We start from the raw sequence: 22,016 nt of genomic DNA, 5'->3' as shown, positions 1-22,016 counted from the left end.
CCCCCCCCCCCCCCCCCCCCCCCCCCCCCCCCCCCCCCCCCCCCCCCCCCCGCGCTCTGAATCTCGCACCCAGCCGGGCTGTTGACGAAGGCAACGAAACGCTTGGCGGCGTCGAGCTTCTCACCGGTGGCCGACTTCGCAATGAACAACGCCTGTGGCTGGCAAATGGTCGCACTGGTGTTCGCAGCATCGTCGGCAGGCATGGCGAAGTAGCCGATGTCGTCTGCCGTATCAGGGTTGTTCTGCTGAGCAGTCGCAATCAAAGCCGTCAACATGGGGTAGTGCGCGGCCTCGCCGGTGGCCAGCATGCTCAAGCCGCGCTCAAGTGTCGCCGAGGCGAAATCCTCGTTGAAGTATCCCGCCTCGAACGTCTCCTGCAGGTGTTCGAAGCCGGTCAGGGCGGGCTGATCGACATACTTCGCGTCATTCGCGATGTACCGCTGCGCCCATGTCGGGTCTTGCGCGGTCACGTTCGCGAAGTCGGCAAGCACGAAGATCTGGCTGGTCCACGTAGCGCCGTACGTCTGAACGACGGGCACAATGACTGCGGCCTTGATCACCTCATTGTTCGCCATGAACTCGGTCCAGGTTTGGGGCACCTCGAGACCCAGCTGCTCATAGAGCCTTGATGTTGTAGAGGATTCCGCCAGCGAAGGAGGCCCCAATCGGCGCTCCGTACATGCCTTGGCTCGTGCTGACGGACTCCTTGAAGTCGTCAGTGACATCGGCAGCCCAGGGCTCATCCGAGAGGTCCAGGAGAGTGGCATCCGGCTGGAGCGCCAGAACGAATGAACCGGAGTTCGCCTGGAAGACCTCCGCGGAGGTTCCTGTCGAGAGGCTCGTCTTGATGAAGTTCTCACCCTCGACGCCATCCGGGACGGTATCCGTTCGCACTCGAACGTCCGGGTTCTCCGCCTCGAAAGCAGCAGCGAGAACGGCCGCTGCCTCGGTGTTCTGCTGGACGCTGCCGGTGAGGAACGTTATCGTGAGCGGCTCGCCAGAACCCGAGCCAGCGCCCCCTCCTGCAGTACACCCCGTTATGACGACCGCCATCATGGCAATGCCGGTGAACGACGCCGCGGCCTTCCTCCTGTGATTGCGAGTGATCATTCCTTACCTCCTTGTATGTGCAACGGCGGGGGAACGTTGCCTGCTGGTGATCTGCGCCGACACATGACGTCAGACATATCGTGCGTGCAATGAAACATCCGATGATAAATCGCTGTCAAGAGCCGCCCCACTCATGAGTAGGGCGCACTTGACTCACGAGGAAGCGACAGACATCCTATGTCTTGTCCACCGGGCGCGGCGCTCTCGACGATCGTCGCGCCACCGAGCGTGCTCGGGCCTCCCTCCCCGGGGGAATCAGCAATGCCCAGGCCCTTCGAGCAAAGGAAATCCGATCTGATGTATGCCGGTCATGGGAGAGGGTCACGATGAGCGTCATCACGTCTGTGCGCACGGCAGACATTCGATTCCCCACCTCAGCAGACCTCGACGGATCCGACGCCATGAATCCCGATCCGGACTACTCGGCGGCCTACGTGGTCATCAGCACCGACTCCGGCGATGAGCTCGAGGGTCATGCCTTCGCCTTCACCATTGGTCGCGGTAATGATGTTCAGGTGATGGCGATCGAGGCCGTCGCGCAGTGCGTGCTAGGCCGTGACGTCGAGGCGCTCCTCGCAGACATGGGGGCAACCTGGAGCCTCCTCAACAGCGACTCCCAGCTGCGGTGGCTGGGGCCGGAGAAGGGCGTCATCCACATGGCCGCCGGTGCTGTCATCAATGCGCTCTGGGACCTCAAAGCAAAACGCGCGGGTCTGCCTCTCTGGCAGCTCCTGTCTCGATTGTCGCCTGAGGAGATCGCCGATCTTATTGACTTCCGATATCTCACCGACGCCCTCACCCGATCAGAAGCGGTCGAGATCCTCACGCGTGCCGTGCCCAGCCGTGGGCAGCGAGAAGAAGCACTGCTCGTCGACGGATACCCCGCCTACACCACCAGCCCCGGGTGGCTCGGATACTCGGACGAGAAGTTGGCGCGACTCTGTGCCGAAGCCATCGCCGAGGGCTACCCGCAGATCAAGCTCAAGGTTGGGAGCAACGTTGACGACGATCGGCGGCGCCTGGCGATCGCCCGGGAAGTCTGCGGCGACGGTTTTCCTCTCGCGATCGACGCCAATCAACGCTGGGATGTCGACACCGCGATCGAATGGATCACCGCCCTGGAGGAGTTCGATCTGGCTTGGGTGGAGGAGCCCACAAGCCCCGACGACGTGCTCGGGCACGCCGCGATTGCTCGCGGCGTGCATCCAATTCGTATCGCCACCGGTGAGCACGCACACAACCGAGTGATGTTCAAGCAGTTCATTCAGGCGGGCGGGATGCACGTCGTGCAGATCGACGCCGCTCGAGTCGGCGGCGTCAACGAGAACATCGCCATCATCCTGCTCGCAGCCAAGTACGGCTTACCCATCTGCCCGCACGCGGGCGGCGTGGGTCTCTGTGAGGCGGTTCAGCATTTGGCTATGTTCGACTTCGTCGCGGTCAGCGGTGATGCGACGGGCCGCATGATCGAATACGTCGACCACCTGCACGAGCACTTCGTCAGCCCTACCCGAGTCGTGAGAGGGCGGTACCTCGCTCCGATGTCACCGGGGGCCAGCACCGAGATGAGAGCGTCGACACTCCATCAGTACGCGTGGCGAGAACTGCGTGTCGCCACCACCGAAGGGTGAGTGGTCACCGAGCAGTGTGGAGCCACCGCTCGACCCCCGACACATGGGCAAGCATCAGGGCCTCCGCTAGCTCAGAATCCCGTGACACGAGAGCATCAAGAATCCGCTCGTGCTCATCGATCGTTCGCATGACCGACCCGCCGTCCGTAATTCCCCGCCACACTCGCGCGCGCACCGTCTGGCTCGACAACGAATCGAGAAGGCTCGCGAGATAGGCGTTGCCCGTCGACGCCGCGATCGCGTGGTGGAACTCGACATCATGTTCGACGAGCTGCTCGATGCTCGACTCGTCCGACACCGAGAGCAGCCGCCGCATGGTAGCGAAGTCGGCATCTCGCGCATGACGAGCGGCGAGCGCGGCGGTCGGGGGCTCGAGCAGCCGTCTGACCGCGAAGATCTGCACCAAAGTGTCATCGCGGTGAAGGTCCACGACGAACGACATGGCCTCGTGAAGTATCGACGGCTCAAGACTCGTGACGTAAGTTCCGTCTCCGCGCCGCACGTCGAGCACCCGCATCACCTCGAGCGCCTTGACCGCTTCGCGGAGTGAACTGCGAGACAGTCCGAGTGCCTCACCGAGGTCTTTCTCGGGGGGCAACCGTGAGCCGGAAGGAAACTGGCCCGACACGATCATCTCCTTGATCTTGTCGATCGCTTCATCGGTGACGGCCACGTCCTGAATCTACCAAGGGTGACAGGAACACCGGGCAGAGAGCCGTGCCCCGATGAGCGCGCGCGAGGGGCGCCGGCCCCGCCAGTTAAACCGGAACGCCGCGCGAGGCGAGGTCGCCGAGCAGCGCCTGCCTGAGCTCGTCGTCGACCGACTCGCCCGTGGCCGCGATCGCGTCGCGCGCCGAATCCGCCCGAGTCGAGCCGATGACCGGCCAGTAGCCGGGGAGCACGTCGAGAACCGCGGCGAGAGTGAGTCGGTGCACCGAGGCGCCGCGCTGCGTCGCCAGAGCGGCCACGTGCGGCACCCGGGTCGCGAGCGGCGCCGCCCGCGGGCCCCCGAACGGCGCGTAGCCGAAGAAGTCGATGCCGGCGTCGCGGCAGTGGTGGTACTCGGCGAACGAGTCGACCGCCAGACCCAGCCGGTTCTGCACCGCATCGATGGGAGCCACCGCGAGAGCGCGGTCGATGAGCTCGATCGAAGCGTTCGACAGCCCGACGGCGCGCGCGAGCCCCTCCTCCCGAAGGGCGGCGAGCACCGTCACCGACTCCTCGAGGTCGTCGACGCGATCGGCACGGTGCAGCAGGAGGAGGTCGAGGGGAGCGCCGAGCAGCTCGACGCTGCGGGCGGCGTCGGCGCGCATCCGGTCGACGCTGCCGTCGGAGTGCCAGGCCGACGCCCCCGCCCGGTAGTGGCCGGCCTTGGTGATGATCGGCAGGCCGGGGCGGAGCTCGCGACCCGCGGCGGCGAGGCACTCCCCCACTCCGTCGTCGTCGAGCCGGGCGTAGGCGCGTGCCGTGTCGAGCGCGACCGCGCCCGCGTCGACGGCCGCCGCGATGACGGCACGGGCGTTCTCGTCGGTCGCGCCCTCGTTGAGCACGAGGGCGGCGATGCCGAGCACGACGCCGGGTCGATCGAGCACGGGGGTCACGCTCTCGAGCGTAGGGGGTCGCCTCACCGGGGCCACACTCCACGCTGTACAACAGAACCGCCTCTCGTGTACTTGTATAACAATCTGGTACTGTCACCGATATGGTCAACGCCGACATGTGCAGTGGCGCCCTCGCCGTGACCCGGGTGCCCGATGCGGTGTACGAAGCGCTGCGCGAGAGCATCCTGAGCCAGCGCGAAGCGCCCGGAACCGCCGTGACCGAGCAGGCCATCGCCGACCGCTTCGGCGTCGCGCGCCCGACCGCCAAAGTCGCGCTCGAGCGGCTCGTGGCCGAGGGCCTGCTGCGGCGCGAGGCGCACAAGACCGCGCGCGTGCCCGAGCTGAGCCGCGACGACATCGTCGACCTCTACGCCAACCGCGCCATCGTCGAAGAGGCCGCGCTGCGCACCCTCGCCGCCGACGGCGTCGTGCCCATCGCGGCCATCGCGGCGCAGCGGATGCTCACTGACGCCGCGGCCGCGGCCCGCTCCTCGGCCCCGGGTACGGAGGTTCCCCCGGCTCTCGCCCGCGCCGACATCGCCTTTCACCGCGCCCTCGTCGAAGCGCAGCGCTCCCCCCGGCTCGCACGACTGCACGCTTTGCTCATGGGCGAGATCGAACTGTGCACGGGGCAGGTGCAAGCGCATCGGCTGCTCGCCCTCGACGACGTCGTCGCCCAGCACCAGGGCATTCTCGACGCCGTCGCCGCGGGCGACCCCGAGCGCGCGGGCGCCCTCACGCGCGCCCACATCGAGGGCGCGCGCGACCGCCTGCTCGCCCGCTACGACGCGCGTGCGTCACACATCACGGAAGTCTCGCCCGGAGCGACCCCATGACCCGCGCCGTGCAGTGCCACACACCCCGAAACTCCGTGATTTGTGACACGACCGACCGCAGAACGAGGAACCGACCATGGTGAAACGCCGCTTCCCCCGCCCCAAAGAGCTCGCGCCGCTCATGCGGTTCAAGACGCCCGAGCTCAACGCGAAGAAGCGCCGCCTCCAGGGCGCGCTCACCATCCACGACCTGCGGGCGATCGCGCAGCGCCGCACCCCGAAGGCGCCGTTCGACTACACCGAGGGGGCGGCCGAGGGCGAGCTGAGTCTCGCCCGCGCGCGGCAGGCGTTCAGCGACATCGAGTTCCACCCCGCGATCCTGCGCGACGTGAGCCACGTTGATACCGGGTGGGACGTTCTCGGCTCACGAGTCGCCATGCCTTTCGGCATTGCGCCGACCGGTTTCACCCGCATGATGCACACCGAGGGCGAGGTGGCGGGGGCGACGGCAGCGGCGGCGGCGGGCATCCCGTTTGCGCTGTCGACGATGGGCACGACGAGCATCGAGGGCGTGCGCGATGCGGCGCCCGAGGGCCTCAACTGGTTCCAGCTCTACATGTGGAAAGACCGCGAGCGCTCGATGCAGCTCGTCGAACGCGCGGCGACCGCGGGCTACGACACGCTGCTCGTCACGGTTGATGTACCCGTCGCGGGCGCGCGCCTGCGCGACAAGCGCAACGGCTTCTCGATTCCGCCGGCGCTCACGGTCGGCACGATCGTCAACGCGATCCCTCGCCCGTGGTGGTGGTGGGACTTCCTGACCACCGAGCCCCTCGCCTTCGCGAGCCTCTCGAGCTGGAACGGCACGGTGGGCGAGCTGCTCGACGCCATGTTCGATCCCACGGTCACCTACGACGACCTGAAATGGATCAAGGAGCAGTGGCCCGGCAAGCTCGTCGTCAAGGGCGTGCAGACGGTCGACGACGCGAAGCGGCTCACCGCGCTCGGCGTCGACGGCATCACCCTCTCGAACCACGGCGGTCGGCAGCTTGACCGCGCACCGATCCCCTTCCACTTGCTGCCCGAGGTCGTGCGCGAGGTCGGGAGGGACACCGAGGTGCACCTCGACACGGGCATCATGTCGGGCGCCGACATCGTGGCGAGCATCGCTCTCGGCGCGCGCTTCACGCTCATCGGCCGCGCCTACCTCTACGGCCTCATGGCCGGCGGGCGCGAGGGCGTCGACCGCGCCATCGAGATCCTCCGCGGCGAGATCACCCGCACGATGAAGCTTCTCGGCGTGCGCTCGCTCGACGAGCTCGAGCCGGGCCACGTGACGCAGCTGCAGCGGCTGGTGCCGCGCGGCTGATCGTCACCCGCGGGCTGAGCCCCGTCGCGAGGCGTGGTGGTCTTCGCGGCGGGGCTCTTCGGCGATCGGAGGCATAGGCTGGAGCCGTGCCGGCGACGCGCGCCGCGCGTCCGTCGCCCCTCATGAAGGCACTGTGTCCAACCCCGTAGCTCCCGCATTCCCGCCCACCGAACCGATACCGGTGCATCGGGGAAACCCTCGTCTGCGCGACTCGTTCTCGTCGCTGCAGGTGCGCAACTACCGGCGGTTCCAGGCCTCGCAGCTGCTCGCCCACACCGCGGGGTGGATGCAGCGCATCGCCACCGACTGGCTCGTGCTCGAGATCACCGGCAACATCGCCGCGGTCGGTCTGACGGTCTTCTTGCAGTGGGGGCCGATGCTGCTGCTCGGGCCCTACGGGGGCGTCATCGCCGACCGCTTCTCGAAGCGCACGCTGCTCATGGGTGTCTACGCGGTGTTCGGGGTGCTGAGCGCGCTACTCGCGACGCTCGCCCTGACCGGAGTGGTCGAGCTGTGGCACGTGTATGTGATCTCAGTGATCATCGGCTGCGTCTTCGTCGTCGAGAGCCCCGCGCGCGTCGTGCTCGTGAGTGAGATGGTCGAGCCGAAGCTGCTGCAGAACGCCATCAGCCTCAACGCCTCGGTCTTTCACTTCGGTGGCTTCGTCGGGCCCGCGGTCAGTGGCGTCATCATCGCACTGGCGGGCTCAGGGTGGGCGATCGGCGTGAACGCTCTGGCCGCCCTCGTGGTGGTCATTACTCTCGCGAGCCTGCGCAGTGATGAATTGCGCGTCATCCCCGTGCAGCCGCGACAGAGCGGTCAGATCCGTCAGGCGCTGCGTTACGCCCGCTCGAAGCCGACGATCGTGTGGCCCATGATCATGCTCATGTTCGTCGCCGTCTTCGGCATGTCTCTGCCGGTGATCCTCACCGGCATGGCCAACGAGGTCTACGAATCGGGCTCGACCGGATACGGCCTCTACAGCTCGCTCGTCGCGATCGGCGCGCTCACCGGCGCGCTTGTCTCGACCCGGATGCGCACCCTCCGCCTGCGAACGATCGTCGCCGCGATGCTCGTCTACGGGGTTCTTCAAGCGCTCGCCGGGCTCGCCCCCTGGTACGGCGCGTTCCTCGCCCTGCTGGTGGGCGTCGGTCTCGCTCGGCTCGTCTACGCGATCATGGCCGACTCGCTCGTGCAGCTCAGCTGCAACCCGGGCATCCGAGGTCGCGTGATGTCCTTCTATGTGATCATCATGGTCGGCGGGCAAGCGCTGGGCGGGCCGCTCATGGGCGGCGTCGCCGAGGTGCTCGGGCCGTCGACGGCGCTGATCATCTCGGGAACCGTGCCCGCGGTCGCCGCCATCATCATCGGCATGCTGATCGCGCGCTCGGGCTCACTGCGACTGCAGGTGCGGCTGAAGCGCGGCGAGTCGCTTGTATCGATCGTCGGCCGATCGCAGATCACGCCGAGTGAGCGGTAGCACCTGAACCGGCCGAATAGGCTCGAGCAATGCAGTACTGCATCTTCACCGAGCCCCAGCAGGGCGCGAGCTACGACACGATCGTCGCGCACGCGCAGCGCGCCGAGGCCCTGGGCTTCCACGCCTGGTTCCGCAGCGACCACTACCTGATCATGGGCGAGGGCGACGGTCTGCCCGGCCCGACCGACGCCTGGACCACCCTCGCCGGCCTCGCGCGCGAGACCAGCACGATCCGCCTCGGCACCCTCGTCAGCTCGGCGACGCATCGGCACCCCGGCATCCTCGCCGTGCAGGTGGCGCAGGTCGACCAGATGTCGCACGGCCGCGTCGAGTTCGGCCTCGGCACCGGCTGGTACGCGCGCGAGCACGAGGCCTTCGGCATCCCCTTCCCCGACAAGCGGTTCGGGATGCTCGAGGAGCAGCTCGCCATCGTGACCGGCTACTGGGCCACCCCCGACGGCGCCACCTACTCGTTCGAGGGCGACCACTACCGGCTCGTCGACGTGCCCGCCCTGCCGAAGATCGTGCAGGAGCGCATGCCCGTCATCGTGGGAGGCGGCGGACCGCGCAAGACGCCCCAGCTCGCCGCGCGGTACGCGACCGAGTTCAACATCGGGTTCCGCACGCTCGAGGGCTTCGCCGAGGTGCTCGCCAACGTGCGCGCGGTGTGCGTCGAAGAGGAGCGCGATCCGGCGACGCTGACCTACTCGGCGGCGTGGCCCACCGTGGTCGGACGCGACGCCGCCGAGATCGCGCGCCGTTGCGAGGCGGTCGGCATCGACCCTGCGAGCGACCACGGCGAGCGCCTTGTCGGCACCCCGGCCGAGGTCGTCGACCGGCTCGGGGCGCTGCGCGAGCTCGGCGTCGACCGGGTCTACCTGCAGACGGTCGACATGACCGACCTCGAGCACCTCGACCTCATCGCGGCCGACGTGCTGCCGCACCTGACGTGACTGGAGCATCCATGACCCCCACCGCGTTCGGCGCCGCCGCCGACTGGACCCGCCGTCACGTCGAGGCGGGCCGCCTGCCCGTCGCCGTGCTCGGCATCGTCGACGTGAACGGCGTCGTCGATGTGGCCGCGTTCGGCACCGACCCGGTCAGCGGTCGCACCGCCCACGTCGACGACCGCTTCGCCCTCTACTCGGTGACGAAACCGCTCGTCGCCCTCACGGCGATGCGCGCCGTCGAGCGCGGGCTGCTCACGACTGAGACCCCGTTGCAGCGCGCCCTGCCGGGCTTCGCCAGCCCCGAGGTCACCCTCGCGCACCTCACGAGCCACACCTCCGGTGTCGCCGAGCTGACGGTCGAGGGCGGCGGCTCGACCCGCACCCACGGCTATGCGACGACGCTGCGTGAGGGCATCGAGCGGGCTCCGCTCGACTTCGCCCCGGGCACGGCCCGCCGCTACACGAACATCACCTGGGCGGGAGTGACGGCGCTCATCGAGCACGCCACGGGCCGCGCGTTCGAGGAGGAGTTCGCCGACCTCGCCGCAGCGATCGGCGCCGAAGGCCTCTCGTTCGACACCGACGATGTGCACCACGTGCACGGCGCCGAGCGCTACGAGCACGATGTCGCCGGGCTGCGCGCGCTGCGGCACCCCGCGGCGGGCGCCGCCGCCCGGGCCTCCGACCTGCTCGCGCTCGGCCGCTCGCTCATCGCGGGCGACGACGCCGTCGTGCACCGCGTCACGCTCGAGGCGATGCTGCGGCCGCGCACGAGCGGCCTGCCCGTCATCGACCCGAACCGGGCCCGGCACCCGGAAGACTTCGGCATCGGCTTCAACCTGCCCCACCGCCCCAGCCTGCTCGACCACAGCACCTTCGGCCACGAGGGCTGGTGCCGCTCGCAGTTCTGGGTGTCGCGCCACACCGGTCGGTGCGTGGTGCTGCTCACCAACCGCCTCGACACGGGCGAGCCCGACGTCGGCGTCGACATCGACGAGCTGCTGAACGCCGCGTTCTCCGGCCGATGAGCACGGGCCGATGACCACAGCGCGCCCGCACGTCATCGTGCTGCCCGGCGGCGGCTACGCCTTCCGCGCCGACCACGAGGGTGAGCCCGTCGCCGACTGGCTGCGGTCGCTCGGCCTCGACGCGAGCGTGCTCGACTACCCCGTGCGCACGCGCCACCCCGGCCCGATCGATGCGGTGCGGATGCGCGTGGCCGAGCTGCGCGCCGCGGGCGTCGAACGGCTAGGCATCCTGGGCTTCTCGGCCGGTGGTCACCTCGCGGGCCATGCCGCCGCGCTCGGCCTCGTCGATGCGGCCGTGCTGTGCTACCCGGTCGTGTCGATGCTCACGCCGACGCACGGGGGCTCGCGGCGCGAGCTGCTCGGGCGCTGGGCGACCCCGTGGGCGCGCGCCGCGACCTCGCTCGAGCGCCTCGTCACGCCGCGCATGCCCCCGACCTTCGTGTGGCACACGGCGGAGGACGAGTCGGTGCCGCTCGAGCATCCGTACCGTCTCGCCCAGGCGCTCGCCCGGCACGGCGTTCCGCACGCACTGCACGTGTACCCGCGCGGCCGCCACGGCCTCGGGCTCGTGACGGGAATCGAGGGCGGCGAGCACGCCGGAATCGCCGCGCACTGGACGCGTGACTGCGCCGAGTGGCTGCGCGAGCTCGGCTGGGTCGACTGACCTACTGATCGGGCGTGATCGCGGCCGTCTCGGCTTCGGCCTTCTCGGCGAGCGACGCGATCGATCGGATGCCCTCCGGGCGCCCGGCACGCACCCACAGCATCCTCAGCGCGCCCGCGATGAGCACGGCGGCCACGAGGCTCACGAGCGGCCAGCCCCGCGCGAGGTTGACGACGAGGGTGAAGGCGACGACGACCGAGCCGAACACGTTGAGCGCGAAGCGCTTGCGCTGCCCGGCAAGGCGGGTGAATCGGGTCATCGCGAGCAGGCCCGACAGGAAGCTGAGGAACACGGCGACGGCGTAGAACAGCACGAGCCGCTGGTCGTCGGCTCCGGCAGCGGCGACGACCGCCATGGCGAGGGCCGCGAAGAGCACGAGACCCCAGTAGGGCGTGTGCCGGCTGTTGACGCGACCGAAGGCGGCCGGCAGGATTCCGACGGCATGCGCCTGGCCCGGATGCACGGCGAGTGCCTTGAGCAGCCCCGGCCCGGCTTGGAACGACGAGCTCGCCGCGGCGAGCAGCAGCAGCGCGGTCATCAGCTGGAACAGCGCGAACACCGGGGCGGGCGCGACGTGCCGGGCGAAGTCGGCGATGAGGGTCGATCCGTCGTCGGGCAGCCCGACGCCGAGCCGCGCCGCCTGGGTGGCGAGCCCGAGCGTGATGACCCCGACGATGCCGAGCGTGAGCCACAGGGTCAGCTGGCCGAAGCGGCGCCGGCCGTCGTCGCCGAGCTCGCCGAGCTGGGCGATCGCCGTCGACGGCGCCTCGACGCCCGTCGCGAGCGCCATGGCGACGGGGAAGGCGAGAACGACCGCGACGAGTCCCGCGAGCATGCCCGGGTCGGCGGCGGTGCTGATGGATGCGGGGGTCGCGTCGAGCGGGGCGGCGAACGCACTGAAGATGAGCACGGCCGCCGCGACGCCGACGAAGACGACGGTCATGAGGGCGAACACGATGCGCCCCAGGTGACCGAACCAGCACAGCCCCGCTACGAGTGCCACGAGCACGAGGGCGATGAGCAGACGCCAGGGCTCGAGCGCCGGAACGTAGGCGATGACGGCCGAGGCGGCGGCCGAGACGCTGATGGCGATCGTCAGCACGAAGTCGACGACGAGCGCGCCGACGGGCACGAACGACCAGCCGTCGCCGAACGCCTCACCGACCGCCGCCGAGGCGCCCCCGCCCTCCGGGTAGCGGGCGATGAGCGCGCGGTAGTTGACGACGACGAGCGCGATGATCGCGACGACGAGCCCCATCGTGGCGACGAGCAGGTCGAGGCGGCCGCCCAGGGCGTGCAGGGCCGCCTCGACCGCGTAGGCCACCGACGACACGGGGTCGGCCATGACCGCGAAGGCGAAGGCGAGGAAGAGCACGGCGCGCGAGCGCAGGAGGGGCACGCCGCGACACTACTCCTGCGGCGTGCTACCGCCGCACGTGCTCGGCGAGCCAGCGCAGCGCGTCGTCGGCGCCGTGCTGCTCGGCGGCGAGCGCCGAGATGTGGCTCTCACCCGGCAGCTGCCAATGCTCGGCCGTCGAGAGGTGCGCGGCGAGCCACGCTGCGTGGCTCGCGGGCACGACGTGGTCATCGACACCGTGGGCGAGCAGCACGGGAGCGATGATCGCGCCGAGGTCGACCCCCCACGGCGTGACGTAGGCGAGGTCGTCGTCGATGAGGGCGTCGAGCCCCGAGGCCATGCCCGCCGCGGCGACCTCGCCGAGCCAGCCCCACGGTCCGCTCAGCGCCGTCCAGTCGCCGGCGGTGAAGTCGATCGGGGCGTCGGCATGCTCCTGCTCGTGCGCCCGCTTGCCCTCGATGCCCGCGGCCGCGGCGCGTAACGAGGCGTGGCTCGTCGGCCCCATGCCCGCGAACCAGTCGAGACCCTCGGCGTCGAACGGCGCGAGGCCGCCGAGGCTCACGGCGGCGATGACGCGCGCGGGTTGCCGTGCGGCGCACGCGAGCGCGTGCGGCCCGCCGCCGGAGTGCCCGACGACGGCGAAGCGGTCGAAATCGAGCGCATCGGCGAGCGCCGCGGCGTCGGCCGCCACGCTCGCGACCGTGCGACCCGGGTGCGCGGTCGAGCCGCCGTAGCCCGGGCGGTCGAACGACACCCAGCGCAGGCCGAGCTCGGCGGCGAGCGCGAAGAGGGGCTTCGGGGGTGTGCCGACGTTGGGCGTGCCGTGGTGCCACATGACGGGCACGCCATCGCCGTCACACTCGTAACCGTGCAGCGTGCGCCCGTCGGGCAGCGTGAGGTCGAACTCGTGCACCTCGGTCATGACAGGGGCCCGAGCAGGTCGGCCGCGACGGTGGCGTGCACGGCCTCGGTGTCGCTCGGGTGGTAGATGCCGGCGAGCACGTCGCGCTGCAGCCGGCTCAGCTCGGCCGACCAGCGGTAGGCTCCGCCGCCCGCGATGCGCATCGACTGGTCGACCACGTGCCGCGCCGTCTCGACGCTGCGGTGCTTGAGGCCCGCCAGGTCGCGGAACCACCGCGCACCGCGATCGACACCCTGGTCGCGATCGCGGGCGACCGCCTGCAGTTGCGGGGCCAGCGCGTCGAGGGCGAGCGCGGCATACGCGATGCGCCAGCGAATGTCGGGGTCGAGCGCCTGGGGCGACCCGCCCGATCGGAGGCTCGTGCGGCGCCGCGCGCTGTCGACGGCCAGCTCGAGCGCGCGGTCGGCGAGGCCGGCGTAGACGCTCGCGATGAGGGTGTGGAAGTTGGCGGCGATCGCGAGCGTGTAGACGTCGCCGCTGGGGCCGACCGGCAGGATGTGCGCCACCCGATCGTCGGTCACCACCGCGCCGTCGAGCCGTGTCGTGTGGCTCTGCGTGGCGCGCATGCCGAGGGTGTTCCAATCGGGGGTGATCGTCACACCGGGGGTGTCGCCGCCGGCCTCGCGAGTGAGGAACCCGTGCACGATCTGGGGCGGCGAGCCATCGGGCGGGTCGTGCCGCCCGAGCACGCCGAGCCGCGTCCACGCGGGCGAGAGGGTCGTGAAGATCTTCGTGCCGGTGAAGGCCCACCCGCCCGTGCCGCCGTCGAGCGCGACCCGCTCGACGCGGGTCAACGAGTCGCTCATGACGCGGTCGTTACCGGCCTCGCTGATCGCGAACGCGAACAGCTCACCCCGCTGCGCCTCGTCGAGCACCCAGGCGAGGCTGTCGTCGCCGGTGGCCGCGAGATCGCGTGCCACGCCCATCCAGACCAGGTGCATCGTGAGACCCAGCGCGGTGGCGGGCGCATGGGCGGCGAGCAGGCGCTGGTCGGCGGATGCGGTGCTCAGGCTGCGCGGCGTCAGATAGCCGGCGGCGCGCAACTCGTCGAGATCGTCGGCGAAGAACTCATTGCGCTCGTCATAGCCCGGGGCCCGCTCGCGGATGCGCGCGAGCAGTGCCGGTGTCAGTACGCTCGAATCGTCCACGGTGCCCACGCTACTCGGGCGTTCGTGATCAATGCCCTCAGGTACGTGGAGCCTTACATCATATGATTGAGCTCCGGGCGGTCTGGCCCGGTGAACCCCGGAGGACCCGATGACGCGACCCGATATGTCAGTGCAGCTCTACACCGTTCGCGATCGGCTCGCCGCCGACCCCGAGGGCACCATCGCGGCGATCGCCGAGCTGGGCTTCACGGCCGTCGAGCCCTTCGGGCTGCCCGACGTGCCGGAGGCCGTGCGCGCCGCCATCACCGCCCACGGCTTGGCCGCCCCCACGGCGCACGGATCGCTTCTCGCGCACCCCGCCGAGACGATCACCGCCGCGAACGCCCTCGGCGTGCGCACGATCATCGAGCCCTACCAAGACCCCGCGCGCTTCGCCGACCGCGCCTCGATCGCCGCCGTCGCCGCCGAACTCACCGCCGCGGCCGCCCTGGCCGCCCCGCACGGCATCACGGTCGGCTACCACAACCACGACGCCGAGCTGCGCGGCAGCATCGACGGCCTCGCCCCCCTGCTGCTGCTCGCTGAGCTCACCGATCCGAGCGTCGTGTTCGAGCTCGACGCCTACTGGGCAGCCGTCGCGGGTGTCGACGGAGCCGCGATCGCGACCGCGCTCGGCGACCGGCTCGTCGCCGTGCACGTGAAAGACGGCGACCCCGCGGACGGGGTCGGCGCCCAGGTGCCCGCGGGCCTCGGCTCGGTGCCGCTCGCCGCCGTGCTCGCCGCCGCGCCGCAGGCCCGCCCCGTCGTCGAGTTCGACATCGTGCCGGGCGAGGGCTGGGAGGCCATCGCCGCCTCGGCCGGTTTCGTCGCCGCGCTCGTCGCCGAGGAGGCCGGGCGATGAGCGGGCCCGTGGGCGTGGGCGTCATCGGCGCCGGCGTGATCAGCACGCAATACCTCGACAACCTCAGCCGGGCATCCGATGTCACCGTGCGCATGATCGCCGACCTCGACCTCGACCGGGCCCGTGCGCGCGCCGACGAGTACGACGTCGCGGGCGCGGGCTCGGTCGACGAGCTGCTCGCGCGCGACGACATCGACATCGTGCTCAACCTGACGATCCCGGCCGTGCACGCGAGCGGCGCGACCGCCTGCGTCGAGGCGGGCAAGCACGTCTGGACGGAGAAGCCCTTCGCTCTCGATCGCGCCGAAGGGCAGCGCCTGCTCGCCCTCGCGACCGAGCGCGGCCTGCGGGTCGCGTGCGCGCCCGACACCGTGCTCGGCCCCGGCGTGCAGACCGCGCGGCGCCTGCTCGAGCAGGGTGCGATCGGCGAGCCCGTGAGCGCGCTCACGATGTTCCAGGTGTCGGGCCCCGAGACCTGGCACCCGAGCCCCGAGTTCCTCTACGCCCGCGGCGGCGGGCCGCTGTTCGACATGGGGCCCTACTACCTGACGACCCTCGTGCAGCTGCTGGGCCCGATCGCCCGCGTGGATGCTCGCGGAACCCGCGCGCGCACCGAACGCGTCATCGGCTCGGGCCCCAAGGCCGGCACGCGCTTCCCCGTCGAGGTGCCGACCAATGTCGCCGCCCTCTACGAGATGGCGGCCGGGCAGGTGGCGCAGAGCACCTTCAGCTTCGAGTCGCCACGCCCGCGGGTCGGCGTCGTCGAGATCACGGGCACCGAGGGCACGCTCGTGCTGCCCGACCCGAACATGTTCGACGGCGACATCACCATCTGGCGCGCCGGCATGATGCCCGACGATGAGCCCGAGCGGCACGAGACGACGGGCCACGGCATGACGCGCGGCCTCGGCGTGGTCGAGCTCGCGCGCGCGATCAGCGCGGGCGTGCCGGAGCGCGCGAGCGGCGAGCTCGCCCTGCACGTGCTCGACATCATGCAGAGCACCGAAGAGTCGGCCGCCTCGGGCGAGCCGATCACGCTCACGACCACCGCGACGCCCGCACCCGCGATGCCCGACGACTTCGACCCGTGGGGGGCGACGCTATGAGTGACGGCGCTGCGGTCGGCGGCGGCACAGCCTCCCCGGCCGAGGTCCTGGGCGGCGGCCCTGTATCTTCTGTCGCCGCCGCCATTATTGGCGGCGGCTTTATGGGCCAGGTGCACGCGCACGCGCTGCGCGCCGCGGGCATCCCGATCGTCGGGGTCGCGTCGTCGTCGCCCGCGAGCGCCGCCCGCGCCGCCGAGCGCCTCGGCATCGCCCGCGCCTACGCCGACGTCGACGAGCTGCTCGCCGACGAGGCCGTGACGCTCGTGCACGTGCTCACCCCCAACGCGACGCACGCCGCGCTCGCCACCCGCGCGCTCGACTCCGGTCGGCACGTCGTGTGCGAGAAGCCCCTCGCGACGACCGCCGCTGACGCCTCCGCGCTCGCGACCCGGGCATCCGGCACCGGCCTCATCGCGGCCGTGCCCTTCGTCTACCGGTTCCACCCCATGGTGCGTGCCGCCCGCGAGCGCATCGCGCGCGGCGAGACCGGCCGCCTGCTCTCGGTGCAGGGCGCCTACTTGCAAGACTGGCTGCTCGCCGCCGACGACGACAACTGGCGCGTCGACGCCGGCCAGGGCGGCGCGTCGCGGGCCTTCGCCGACATCGGCAGCCACCTGTGCGACCTGCTCGAGTTCATCGCGGGCGAGCGCATCACCCGGCTCGTCGCGCGCACGCGCACGGTACACCCCGAGCGCGGCGGCCACGCTGTCGAGACCGAAGACCTGGTCGGGATGCTCGCCGAGCTGCAGGGCGGCGCCCTCGTCAGCCTGCTCGTGTCGCAGGTGGCGCCCGGCCGCAAGAACGGGCTCGTGCTCGAGCTGCACGGCGACGGCGAGAGCCTGCGCTTCGAGCAAGAGCGCCCGGAGGAGCTGTGGATCGGCCGGCGGCGCGAGAGCCTGCTGCAGCTGCGCAACCCCGACGAGCTGCAGGGCGACGCCGCGCGGTTGAGCACGCTCCCGGCCGGGCATCCGCTCGGATACCAGGACGCGTTCACGGCGTTCGTCGCCGACACGGCCCGCTCGATCGCGGAGGGCGCGGCGGTCGAGGGATTGCCCGTGTTCGCCGACGGCCTGCGCGCCGCGCACCTGACCGAGGCAGTGCTCGACTCGGCGCGCTCCGGCGCCTGGGTCGACCTGCCGCCCGCCATCACCCCGACGAAGGAGTCATGATGAGCACGCACCCCGTCACCCTGTTCACCGGCCAGTGGGCCGACCTGACGCTCGAGGAGGTCGCCGAGCTCGCCGCGGGCTGGGGCTACGACGGCCTCGAGATCGCCGCCTCGGGCGAGCACCTCGACGTGCAGCGCATCGTCGAAGACGATGCCTACCTCGCCGACCGGCGCGCGATCCTCGACCGCCACGGGCTGCAGGTGCACGCGATCTCGCACCACCTCGCCGGTCAGGCCGTGTGCGACGACCCCATCGACTTCCGGCACCAGGCGATCCTCTCGAGCCGGGTGTGGGGCGACGGCGAGGCCGAGGGCGTGCGCCAGCGCGCCGCCACCGAGCTGCAGTACGCCGCGCGCGCCGCCCGCCGCCTCGGCGTCGACACCGTCGTCGGCTTCACGGGCTCGAGCATCTGGCAGTACGTCGCCATGTTCCCGCCCGTACCGGCGTCGAGGATCGACGAGGGCTACGACGACTTCGCCCGCCGCTGGAACCCCATCCTCGACGTCTTCGACAGCGAGGGCGTGCGCTTCGCCCACGAGGTGCACCCCGGCGAGATCGCCTACGACTACTGGACGAGCCGCCGCGCGCTCGAGGCCATCGGCCACCGCGAGGCCTTCGGCTTCAACTGGGACCCGTCTCACATGATGTGGCAGGGAATCGACCCCGTCGGCTTCATCGTCGAGTTCGCCGACCGCATCTACCACGTCGACTGCAAAGACACGCGGCTGCGGCCGCGCGACGGCCGCGCCGGCGTCATGGGATCGCACCTCGCCTGGGGCGACCCGCGCCGCGGCTGGGACTTCGTCTCGACCGGGCGGGGCGACGTGCCGTGGGAGGACTCGTTCCGCGCCCTGCGGTCGATCGGCTTCACCGGCCCGATCTCGATCGAGTGGGAGGACGCCGGCATGAGCCGACTGCACGGCGCTGCGGAGGCCGTGCAGTTCGTGCGCTCGCTGCTGTGGGATCTCCCCGAGCAGTCGTTCGACGCCGCCTTCTCGAACCAGAGCTGATCGCGCCGTGATCGCCGCCGCACCGACCTCGCAGCGCGCGATCGACCTCGTCGCGATGGCGCACGACGCGAGCCACTACCTGCTGCGCCCGCACACCGTCGCGACACCGACCTCGATCGCTCAGGTCGCCGAGCTGCTCGCCGAGGCGACGCGCTCCGGCCGACCGCTCACCTTCCGATCAGGCGGCACGAGCCTGTCGGGGCAGGGCGTCACCGACCAGCTGCTCGTCGACACGCGCGCGGCGTTCCGCGGCATCGAGGTGCTCGACGGCGGCGAGCGCGTGCGCGTGCAGCCCGGCGCGACCGTGCGCCAGGTCAACGCTCGACTCGCGCGGCACGGCCGCCGCCTCGGCCCCGACCCGGCGAGCGAGATCGCCTGCACGATCGGCGGGATCATCGCCAACAACTCGAGCGGCATGGCGTGCGGCACCGAGCAGAACACCTACCGCACGCTCGAGTCGATGACGCTCGTGCTCGCGAGCGGGGCGACGATCGATTCCGCATCCAGCGACGCGGATGAGCAGTTGCGGCTCGCCGCTCCTGAACTCTGGGCCGGGCTGTCGGCCCTGCGGGCGCGGGTGCTGGCCGACGGGGAGTCGGTGGCGAGCATCCGGCGCCTATTCGCGATGAAGAACACGATGGGCTACGGCCTCAACGCCCTGCTCGACCACGAGCGGCCCATCGACCTGCTCGTGCGCCTCATGATCGGCAGCGAGGGCACGCTCGGCTGGGTGGGCGAGGCCGTGTTCCGCACCGTGCCGGTCGCGCCGCTCGTCGCGACGGGGCTGCTCGTCTTGCCGACCCTGGCGGCGGCGACCGCCGCTCTGCCCGCGCTCGTCGACGCGGGGCTGGCGACGATCGAGCTCATGGACGCCACCTCGCTGCGCGTCGCGCAGACCCTCTCCGACGCGCCGGAGGCGATCACCGCTCTCACGATCGACCGGCATGCGGCCCTGCTCGTCGAGGTGCACGCGGCGACGGATGCTGACCTCGCGCTCGGCCTCGCCGCCGCCGACCGCGCCATCGCCGGTCTGCCGCTCGCCGCCGAGTTCGCGTTCTCGCGCGAGCCCGCCGCCCGCGCCGCGCTGTGGCACGTGCGGAAGGGCCTCTACCCGGCGGTCGCCGAAGCACGCCCGAGTGGAACGACTGCGCTGCTGGAAGACATCGCCGTGCCCGTCGCACATCTGCTGCCGACGTGCGAAGCGCTCGAGGCGATGTTCGAGCGGCACGGCTACGAGAACGCCGTGATCTTCGGGCACGCGAAAGACGGCAACATCCACTTCTTGCTCACCGAGCGCTTCGACACCCCCGAGGGCGTCACGCGCTACGCCACCGTGACGGAAGAGATCGTCGAGCTCGTGCTCGCGCACGGTGGCACGCTCAAAGCCGAGCACGGCACGGGCCGCATCATGGCGCCGTTCGTCGAGCGGCAGTACGGCGCCGAGCTCACCGAGGTGATGCGCGCGCTCAAGCGGCTGTGCGACCCGGCGGGCGTGCTCAACCCGGGCGTCATCATCACCGATGACCCGCATGCTCACCTGCAGCACCTCAAGACGACGCCCACTGTCGAGGCCGAGGTCGATCGCTGCGTCGAGTGCGGCTACTGCGAGCCCACGTGCCCGAGTCGCACGCTGACGCTGACCCCGCGGCAGCGCATCGTCGTGCGCCGCGAGCTCGCCGCCGCCGAGGCCCGCGGCGACGATGCGCTCGTCGAGGCGCTGCTCGTCGACGAACCCTACGAGAGCGTGCAGACCTGCGCGGTCGATGGCCTGTGCGGCATCGCCTGCCCCGTGTCGATCAACACCGGCGACCTCGTGCGCCGCCTGCGCTCCGAGACCCGCACGCCGGGCCGCCGAGTCTGGAACGCCGCCGCCGACCGCTGGGATGCCACGACCCGCACCGCCTCCGCCGCCCTGACCGTCGCGGATGCCCTGCCGACGCCCCTCGTGCGCGCAGCGAGCTCGGCCGCCCGCGCGGTGCTCGGCACCGATGTCGTGCCGCGCTACGAGGCCGGCCTCCCCCGCGGCGGGGCTCGCCGCTCGCGCCTGCTCGACACCTCCTCCGCCGTTCGCGTCGCCTCGCCCGTCGCGCCGCCCTCCTACGCCGCGATCTACCTGCCCGCGTGCGTCGGCACGATGTTCGGGCCGGAAGGTGCCGACTCCGCGGGGGCCGACTCCGACACCGCCGGCGCGACGGCCGCGCTGCTCGCCCTGTGCGAGCGCGCCGGCGTCACGCTGCTCGTGCCGGAGGGCATCGACAGCCTCTGCTGCGGCACCCCCTGGAAGTCGAAAGGTCACACCGCCGGCTATGCCTCGATGCGCGACCGCGTGCACGACGCCGTGGAGGCGCTGGGCCCCTCGGCGGCCGGGCTGCCGATCATCAGCGACGCGGCGTCGTGCACCGAGGGCTTCGCAGGGCTGCTGGCCGGCCCCTCGGGTCGCGTGATCGACGCCGTGACCTTCGCCGCCGAGACCCTGCTGCCCCGGCTGGAGGTGCTGCGGCGGCAGGGGCGGGTGGCCGTGCATCCGACCTGCTCGACGCAGGAGCTCGGTGCGACCGACGCGCTCGTCGCAATCTCGCGCGCCGTCGCCGACGAGGCGGTCGTGCCCGAGGCGTGGGGATGCTGCGCCTTCGCCGGCGACCGCGGCATGCTGCACCCCGAGCTCACGGCGGCGGCCACGGCCGACGAGGTCGCCGACCTCGCCCGCCTCCAGCGCGAGGGGGGAGACTTCGACCACGCCGTGAGCGCCAACCGCACGTGCGAGCTCGGCATGAGCCGCGCGACGGGCCTGCCCTATCGCCACGTGCTCGAGCTGCTCGAGCGCGCGACCCGCCCCGCGTCGGCCGCGCGATGAGGTGATTCGTTCGCGATGACGCCGAACGTTCGGGCTCATCGCCCCCGAACCGCGTCACCGCCCGGCGCGCGCCAGCGCCAGCACCCGAGCGCGCTAGCGCGGCGGCGCGACCGTCTGGTGCTGCTCGCCGAGGCCGTCGATGCCGAGCCGCATGACATCGCCCACCTGTAAGTAGGTCGGCGGGGTCATGCCTAGGCCCACCCCGGGCGGCGTGCCCGTGTTGATGAGGTCGCCCGGCTCGAGCACGAGGAACTGGCTGAGGTAGTGCACGATGAACCACGGGTCGAAGATCATCGTCGAGGTCGAGCCGGTCTGCCGCCGCTGCCCGTTGACGTCGAGCCACATGCCGAGCTGCATGACGTCGTCGAGCTCGTCGGGCGTCGCCAGCCACGGCCCGGCCGGGTTGAACGTCTCGGCCGACTTGCCCTTGGCCCACTGGCCGCCGCGCTCGATCTGGAACGCCCGCTCGCTCACATCGTTCACGACGACGAACCCGGCGATGTGCTCGCGCGCCTGCTCGGGGCTGTCGAGGTAGCTCGTGCGCGCGCCGATGACGATGCCGAGCTCGACCTCCCAGTCGAGCTTCGTGGCGCCGCGCGGCATGATCACCTCGTTGTTCGGCCCGACGAGCGTGTTGGGGCTCTTGGTGAACAGGATCGGCTCGTCGGGCACCGGCATGCCCGATTCGGCCGCGTGGTCGCTGTAGTTGAGGCCGATGCAGAGGATCTGGTGGGGGCGGGCGATGGGGGCGCCGACCCTTTCTCCAGCGAAGGGATGCACGCTGCCGGCCGCGATGCGCTCAGCGACGACCTGCTCGAGACGGAGCATCCCGCCGCCGGTCGCCGTCTCGCCGAAGAACCGCTCGTCGAAGTCGGCAACGACGTCGGAGACGTCGACGTAGTGGCCCTCGTCGACGCGCACGACGGGCTTCTCGTGGCCCGCGGGGCCGAGGCGCATGAGTTTCATCGCAGTACCTTCC

20 protein-coding genes are annotated in these 22,016 nt (G+C 71.0%); 12 read left to right on the top strand and 8 right to left on the bottom strand.

The window, feature by feature from the left end; genetic code table 11:
• Both ACTIE9_RS07265 and ACTIE9_RS07260 read right to left on the bottom strand, forming a co-directional pair.
• A partial coding sequence (locus ACTIE9_RS07265; RefSeq protein ID WP_439564911.1) for an extracellular solute-binding protein occupies positions 1–575 on the bottom strand: 575 nt, incomplete at its 3' end.
• A 40-nt stretch (positions 576–615) separates the two neighbouring features.
• Entirely contained in the window at positions 616–1,110 is a 495-nt protein-coding gene (locus ACTIE9_RS07260) for an extracellular solute-binding protein (RefSeq protein ID WP_439564910.1), read from the bottom strand.
• Positions 1,111–1,436: 326 nt separating this feature from the next.
• Here ACTIE9_RS07260 and ACTIE9_RS07255 point away from each other — a divergent pair, with 326 nt between their 5' ends.
• Positions 1,437–2,741, top strand: coding sequence for an enolase C-terminal domain-like protein (locus ACTIE9_RS07255; protein WP_439564909.1), 1,305 nt, complete (start codon positions 1,437–1,439; stop codon positions 2,739–2,741).
• Positions 2,742–2,745: 4 nt separating this feature from the next.
• Here ACTIE9_RS07255 and ACTIE9_RS07250 read toward each other — a convergent pair whose 3' ends face one another.
• Complete coding sequence (locus ACTIE9_RS07250; RefSeq protein WP_439564908.1) at positions 2,746–3,414, bottom strand: FadR/GntR family transcriptional regulator; 669 nt, start codon at positions 3,412–3,414, stop codon at positions 2,746–2,748.
• A gap of 85 nt (positions 3,415–3,499) precedes the next feature.
• Positions 3,500–4,342: an aldo/keto reductase gene (locus ACTIE9_RS07245; RefSeq protein ID WP_439564907.1), complete on the bottom strand. Its 843-nt coding sequence runs from the start codon at positions 4,340–4,342 to the stop codon at positions 3,500–3,502.
• Positions 4,343–4,443: 101 nt separating this feature from the next.
• On the opposite strand from ACTIE9_RS07245, the gene ACTIE9_RS07240 reads away from it, so the two are divergent.
• The 6 genes from ACTIE9_RS07240 to ACTIE9_RS07215 all read left to right on the top strand — a co-directional run bounded on the left by ACTIE9_RS07240 (position 4,444) and on the right by ACTIE9_RS07215 (position 10,609).
• Positions 4,444–5,178 (top strand): GntR family transcriptional regulator, encoded by a 735-nt coding sequence (locus ACTIE9_RS07240; protein ID WP_439564906.1) that lies wholly within the window; start codon positions 4,444–4,446, stop codon positions 5,176–5,178.
• 76 nt (positions 5,179–5,254) lie between these two features.
• Complete coding sequence (locus ACTIE9_RS07235) at positions 5,255–6,487, top strand: alpha-hydroxy acid oxidase (protein ID WP_439564905.1); 1,233 nt, start codon at positions 5,255–5,257, stop codon at positions 6,485–6,487.
• A gap of 181 nt (positions 6,488–6,668) precedes the next feature.
• The gene (locus ACTIE9_RS07230; protein WP_439564904.1) at positions 6,669–7,967 is read left to right on the top strand and encodes an MFS transporter; all 1,299 of its coding nucleotides are present in this window, start codon (positions 6,669–6,671) and stop codon (positions 7,965–7,967) included.
• 29 nt (positions 7,968–7,996) lie between these two features.
• Positions 7,997–8,920 carry an LLM class F420-dependent oxidoreductase gene (locus tag ACTIE9_RS07225; protein ID WP_439564903.1) on the top strand — a complete coding sequence of 308 codons (924 nt, stop codon included), beginning with the start codon at positions 7,997–7,999 and terminating at the stop codon, positions 8,918–8,920.
• 11 nt (positions 8,921–8,931) lie between these two features.
• The gene (locus ACTIE9_RS07220) at positions 8,932–9,945 is read left to right on the top strand and encodes a serine hydrolase domain-containing protein (RefSeq protein WP_439564902.1); all 1,014 of its coding nucleotides are present in this window, start codon (positions 8,932–8,934) and stop codon (positions 9,943–9,945) included.
• 10 nt (positions 9,946–9,955) lie between these two features.
• Positions 9,956–10,609: an alpha/beta hydrolase gene (locus ACTIE9_RS07215; RefSeq protein WP_439564901.1), complete on the top strand. Its 654-nt coding sequence runs from the start codon at positions 9,956–9,958 to the stop codon at positions 10,607–10,609.
• Position 10,610: 1 nt separating this feature from the next.
• Here the strand turns inward: ACTIE9_RS07215 and ACTIE9_RS07210 are convergent, their stop codons facing one another.
• From ACTIE9_RS07210 to ACTIE9_RS07200, 3 genes are read right to left on the bottom strand one after another with little or no spacing between them, the layout of a single operon-like run.
• Entirely contained in the window at positions 10,611–12,008 is a 1,398-nt protein-coding gene (locus ACTIE9_RS07210) for an amino acid permease (protein WP_439564900.1), read from the bottom strand.
• Between the two features lie 25 nt (positions 12,009–12,033).
• Positions 12,034–12,888, bottom strand: a complete 855-nt coding sequence (locus ACTIE9_RS07205) for an alpha/beta fold hydrolase (protein ID WP_439564899.1) — start codon at positions 12,886–12,888, stop codon at positions 12,034–12,036.
• Positions 12,885–14,036: an acyl-CoA dehydrogenase family protein gene (locus tag ACTIE9_RS07200; protein WP_439564898.1), complete on the bottom strand. Its 1,152-nt coding sequence runs from the start codon at positions 14,034–14,036 to the stop codon at positions 12,885–12,887. Before ACTIE9_RS07200 ends, ACTIE9_RS07205 begins: the two co-directional genes overlap by 4 nt.
• A gap of 109 nt (positions 14,037–14,145) precedes the next feature.
• On the opposite strand from ACTIE9_RS07200, the gene ACTIE9_RS07195 reads away from it, so the two are divergent.
• From ACTIE9_RS07195 to ACTIE9_RS07175, 5 genes are read left to right on the top strand one after another with little or no spacing between them, the layout of a single operon-like run.
• Positions 14,146–14,898 (top strand): sugar phosphate isomerase/epimerase family protein, encoded by a 753-nt coding sequence (locus ACTIE9_RS07195; protein ID WP_439564897.1) that lies wholly within the window; start codon positions 14,146–14,148, stop codon positions 14,896–14,898.
• Positions 14,895–16,004 (top strand): Gfo/Idh/MocA family protein, encoded by a 1,110-nt coding sequence (locus tag ACTIE9_RS07190; protein ID WP_439564896.1) that lies wholly within the window; start codon positions 14,895–14,897, stop codon positions 16,002–16,004. Before ACTIE9_RS07195 ends, ACTIE9_RS07190 begins: the two co-directional genes overlap by 4 nt.
• The gene (locus ACTIE9_RS07185; RefSeq protein WP_439564895.1) at positions 16,001–17,173 is read left to right on the top strand and encodes a Gfo/Idh/MocA family protein; all 1,173 of its coding nucleotides are present in this window, start codon (positions 16,001–16,003) and stop codon (positions 17,171–17,173) included. The genes ACTIE9_RS07190 and ACTIE9_RS07185 overlap by 4 nt, the downstream gene beginning before the upstream one ends.
• Positions 17,173–18,183: a sugar phosphate isomerase/epimerase family protein gene (locus ACTIE9_RS07180; RefSeq protein ID WP_439564916.1), complete on the top strand. Its 1,011-nt coding sequence runs from the start codon at positions 17,173–17,175 to the stop codon at positions 18,181–18,183. The genes ACTIE9_RS07185 and ACTIE9_RS07180 overlap by 1 nt, the downstream gene beginning before the upstream one ends.
• 7 nt (positions 18,184–18,190) lie before the next feature.
• A complete protein-coding gene (locus tag ACTIE9_RS07175) occupies positions 18,191–21,037 on the top strand; it encodes an FAD-binding and (Fe-S)-binding domain-containing protein (RefSeq protein WP_439564894.1) in 2,847 nt (948 codons plus the stop codon).
• Positions 21,038–21,130: 93 nt separating this feature from the next.
• Here the strand turns inward: ACTIE9_RS07175 and ACTIE9_RS07170 are convergent, their stop codons facing one another.
• A complete protein-coding gene (locus ACTIE9_RS07170) occupies positions 21,131–22,003 on the bottom strand; it encodes a fumarylacetoacetate hydrolase family protein (protein WP_439564893.1) in 873 nt (290 codons plus the stop codon).
• Between the last annotated feature and the right edge of the window lie 13 nt (positions 22,004–22,016).

This window comes from Microcella sp. (assembly GCF_051860105.1).
Taxonomy (GTDB): domain Bacteria; phylum Actinomycetota; class Actinomycetes; order Actinomycetales; family Microbacteriaceae; genus Microcella.
Note: the sequence above shows the minus strand (reverse complement) of the source record. Positions and strands in the feature narration are given on the sequence as shown.

Excerpts from the sequence above, each read along its gene's own strand:
- ACTIE9_RS07260 (WP_439564910.1), bottom strand. The coding sequence starts at position 1,110 with ATGATCACTCGCAATCACAGGAGGAAGGCCGCGGCGTCGTTCACCGGC.
- ACTIE9_RS07255 (WP_439564909.1), top strand. The coding sequence starts at position 1,437 with ATGAGCGTCATCACGTCTGTGCGCACGGCAGACATTCGATTCCCCACC.
- ACTIE9_RS07240 (WP_439564906.1), top strand. The coding sequence starts at position 4,444 with ATGGTCAACGCCGACATGTGCAGTGGCGCCCTCGCCGTGACCCGGGTG.
- ACTIE9_RS07235 (WP_439564905.1), top strand. The coding sequence starts at position 5,255 with ATGGTGAAACGCCGCTTCCCCCGCCCCAAAGAGCTCGCGCCGCTCATG.
- ACTIE9_RS07225 (WP_439564903.1), top strand. The coding sequence starts at position 7,997 with ATGCAGTACTGCATCTTCACCGAGCCCCAGCAGGGCGCGAGCTACGAC.
- ACTIE9_RS07220 (WP_439564902.1), top strand. The coding sequence starts at position 8,932 with ATGACCCCCACCGCGTTCGGCGCCGCCGCCGACTGGACCCGCCGTCAC.
- ACTIE9_RS07215 (WP_439564901.1), top strand. The coding sequence starts at position 9,956 with ATGACCACAGCGCGCCCGCACGTCATCGTGCTGCCCGGCGGCGGCTAC.
- ACTIE9_RS07205 (WP_439564899.1), bottom strand. The coding sequence starts at position 12,888 with ATGACCGAGGTGCACGAGTTCGACCTCACGCTGCCCGACGGGCGCACG.
- ACTIE9_RS07195 (WP_439564897.1), top strand. The coding sequence starts at position 14,146 with ATGACGCGACCCGATATGTCAGTGCAGCTCTACACCGTTCGCGATCGG.
- ACTIE9_RS07190 (WP_439564896.1), top strand. The coding sequence starts at position 14,895 with ATGAGCGGGCCCGTGGGCGTGGGCGTCATCGGCGCCGGCGTGATCAGC.
- ACTIE9_RS07185 (WP_439564895.1), top strand. The coding sequence starts at position 16,001 with ATGAGTGACGGCGCTGCGGTCGGCGGCGGCACAGCCTCCCCGGCCGAG.
- ACTIE9_RS07180 (WP_439564916.1), top strand. The coding sequence starts at position 17,173 with ATGAGCACGCACCCCGTCACCCTGTTCACCGGCCAGTGGGCCGACCTG.
- ACTIE9_RS07170 (WP_439564893.1), bottom strand. The coding sequence starts at position 22,003 with ATGAAACTCATGCGCCTCGGCCCCGCGGGCCACGAGAAGCCCGTCGTG.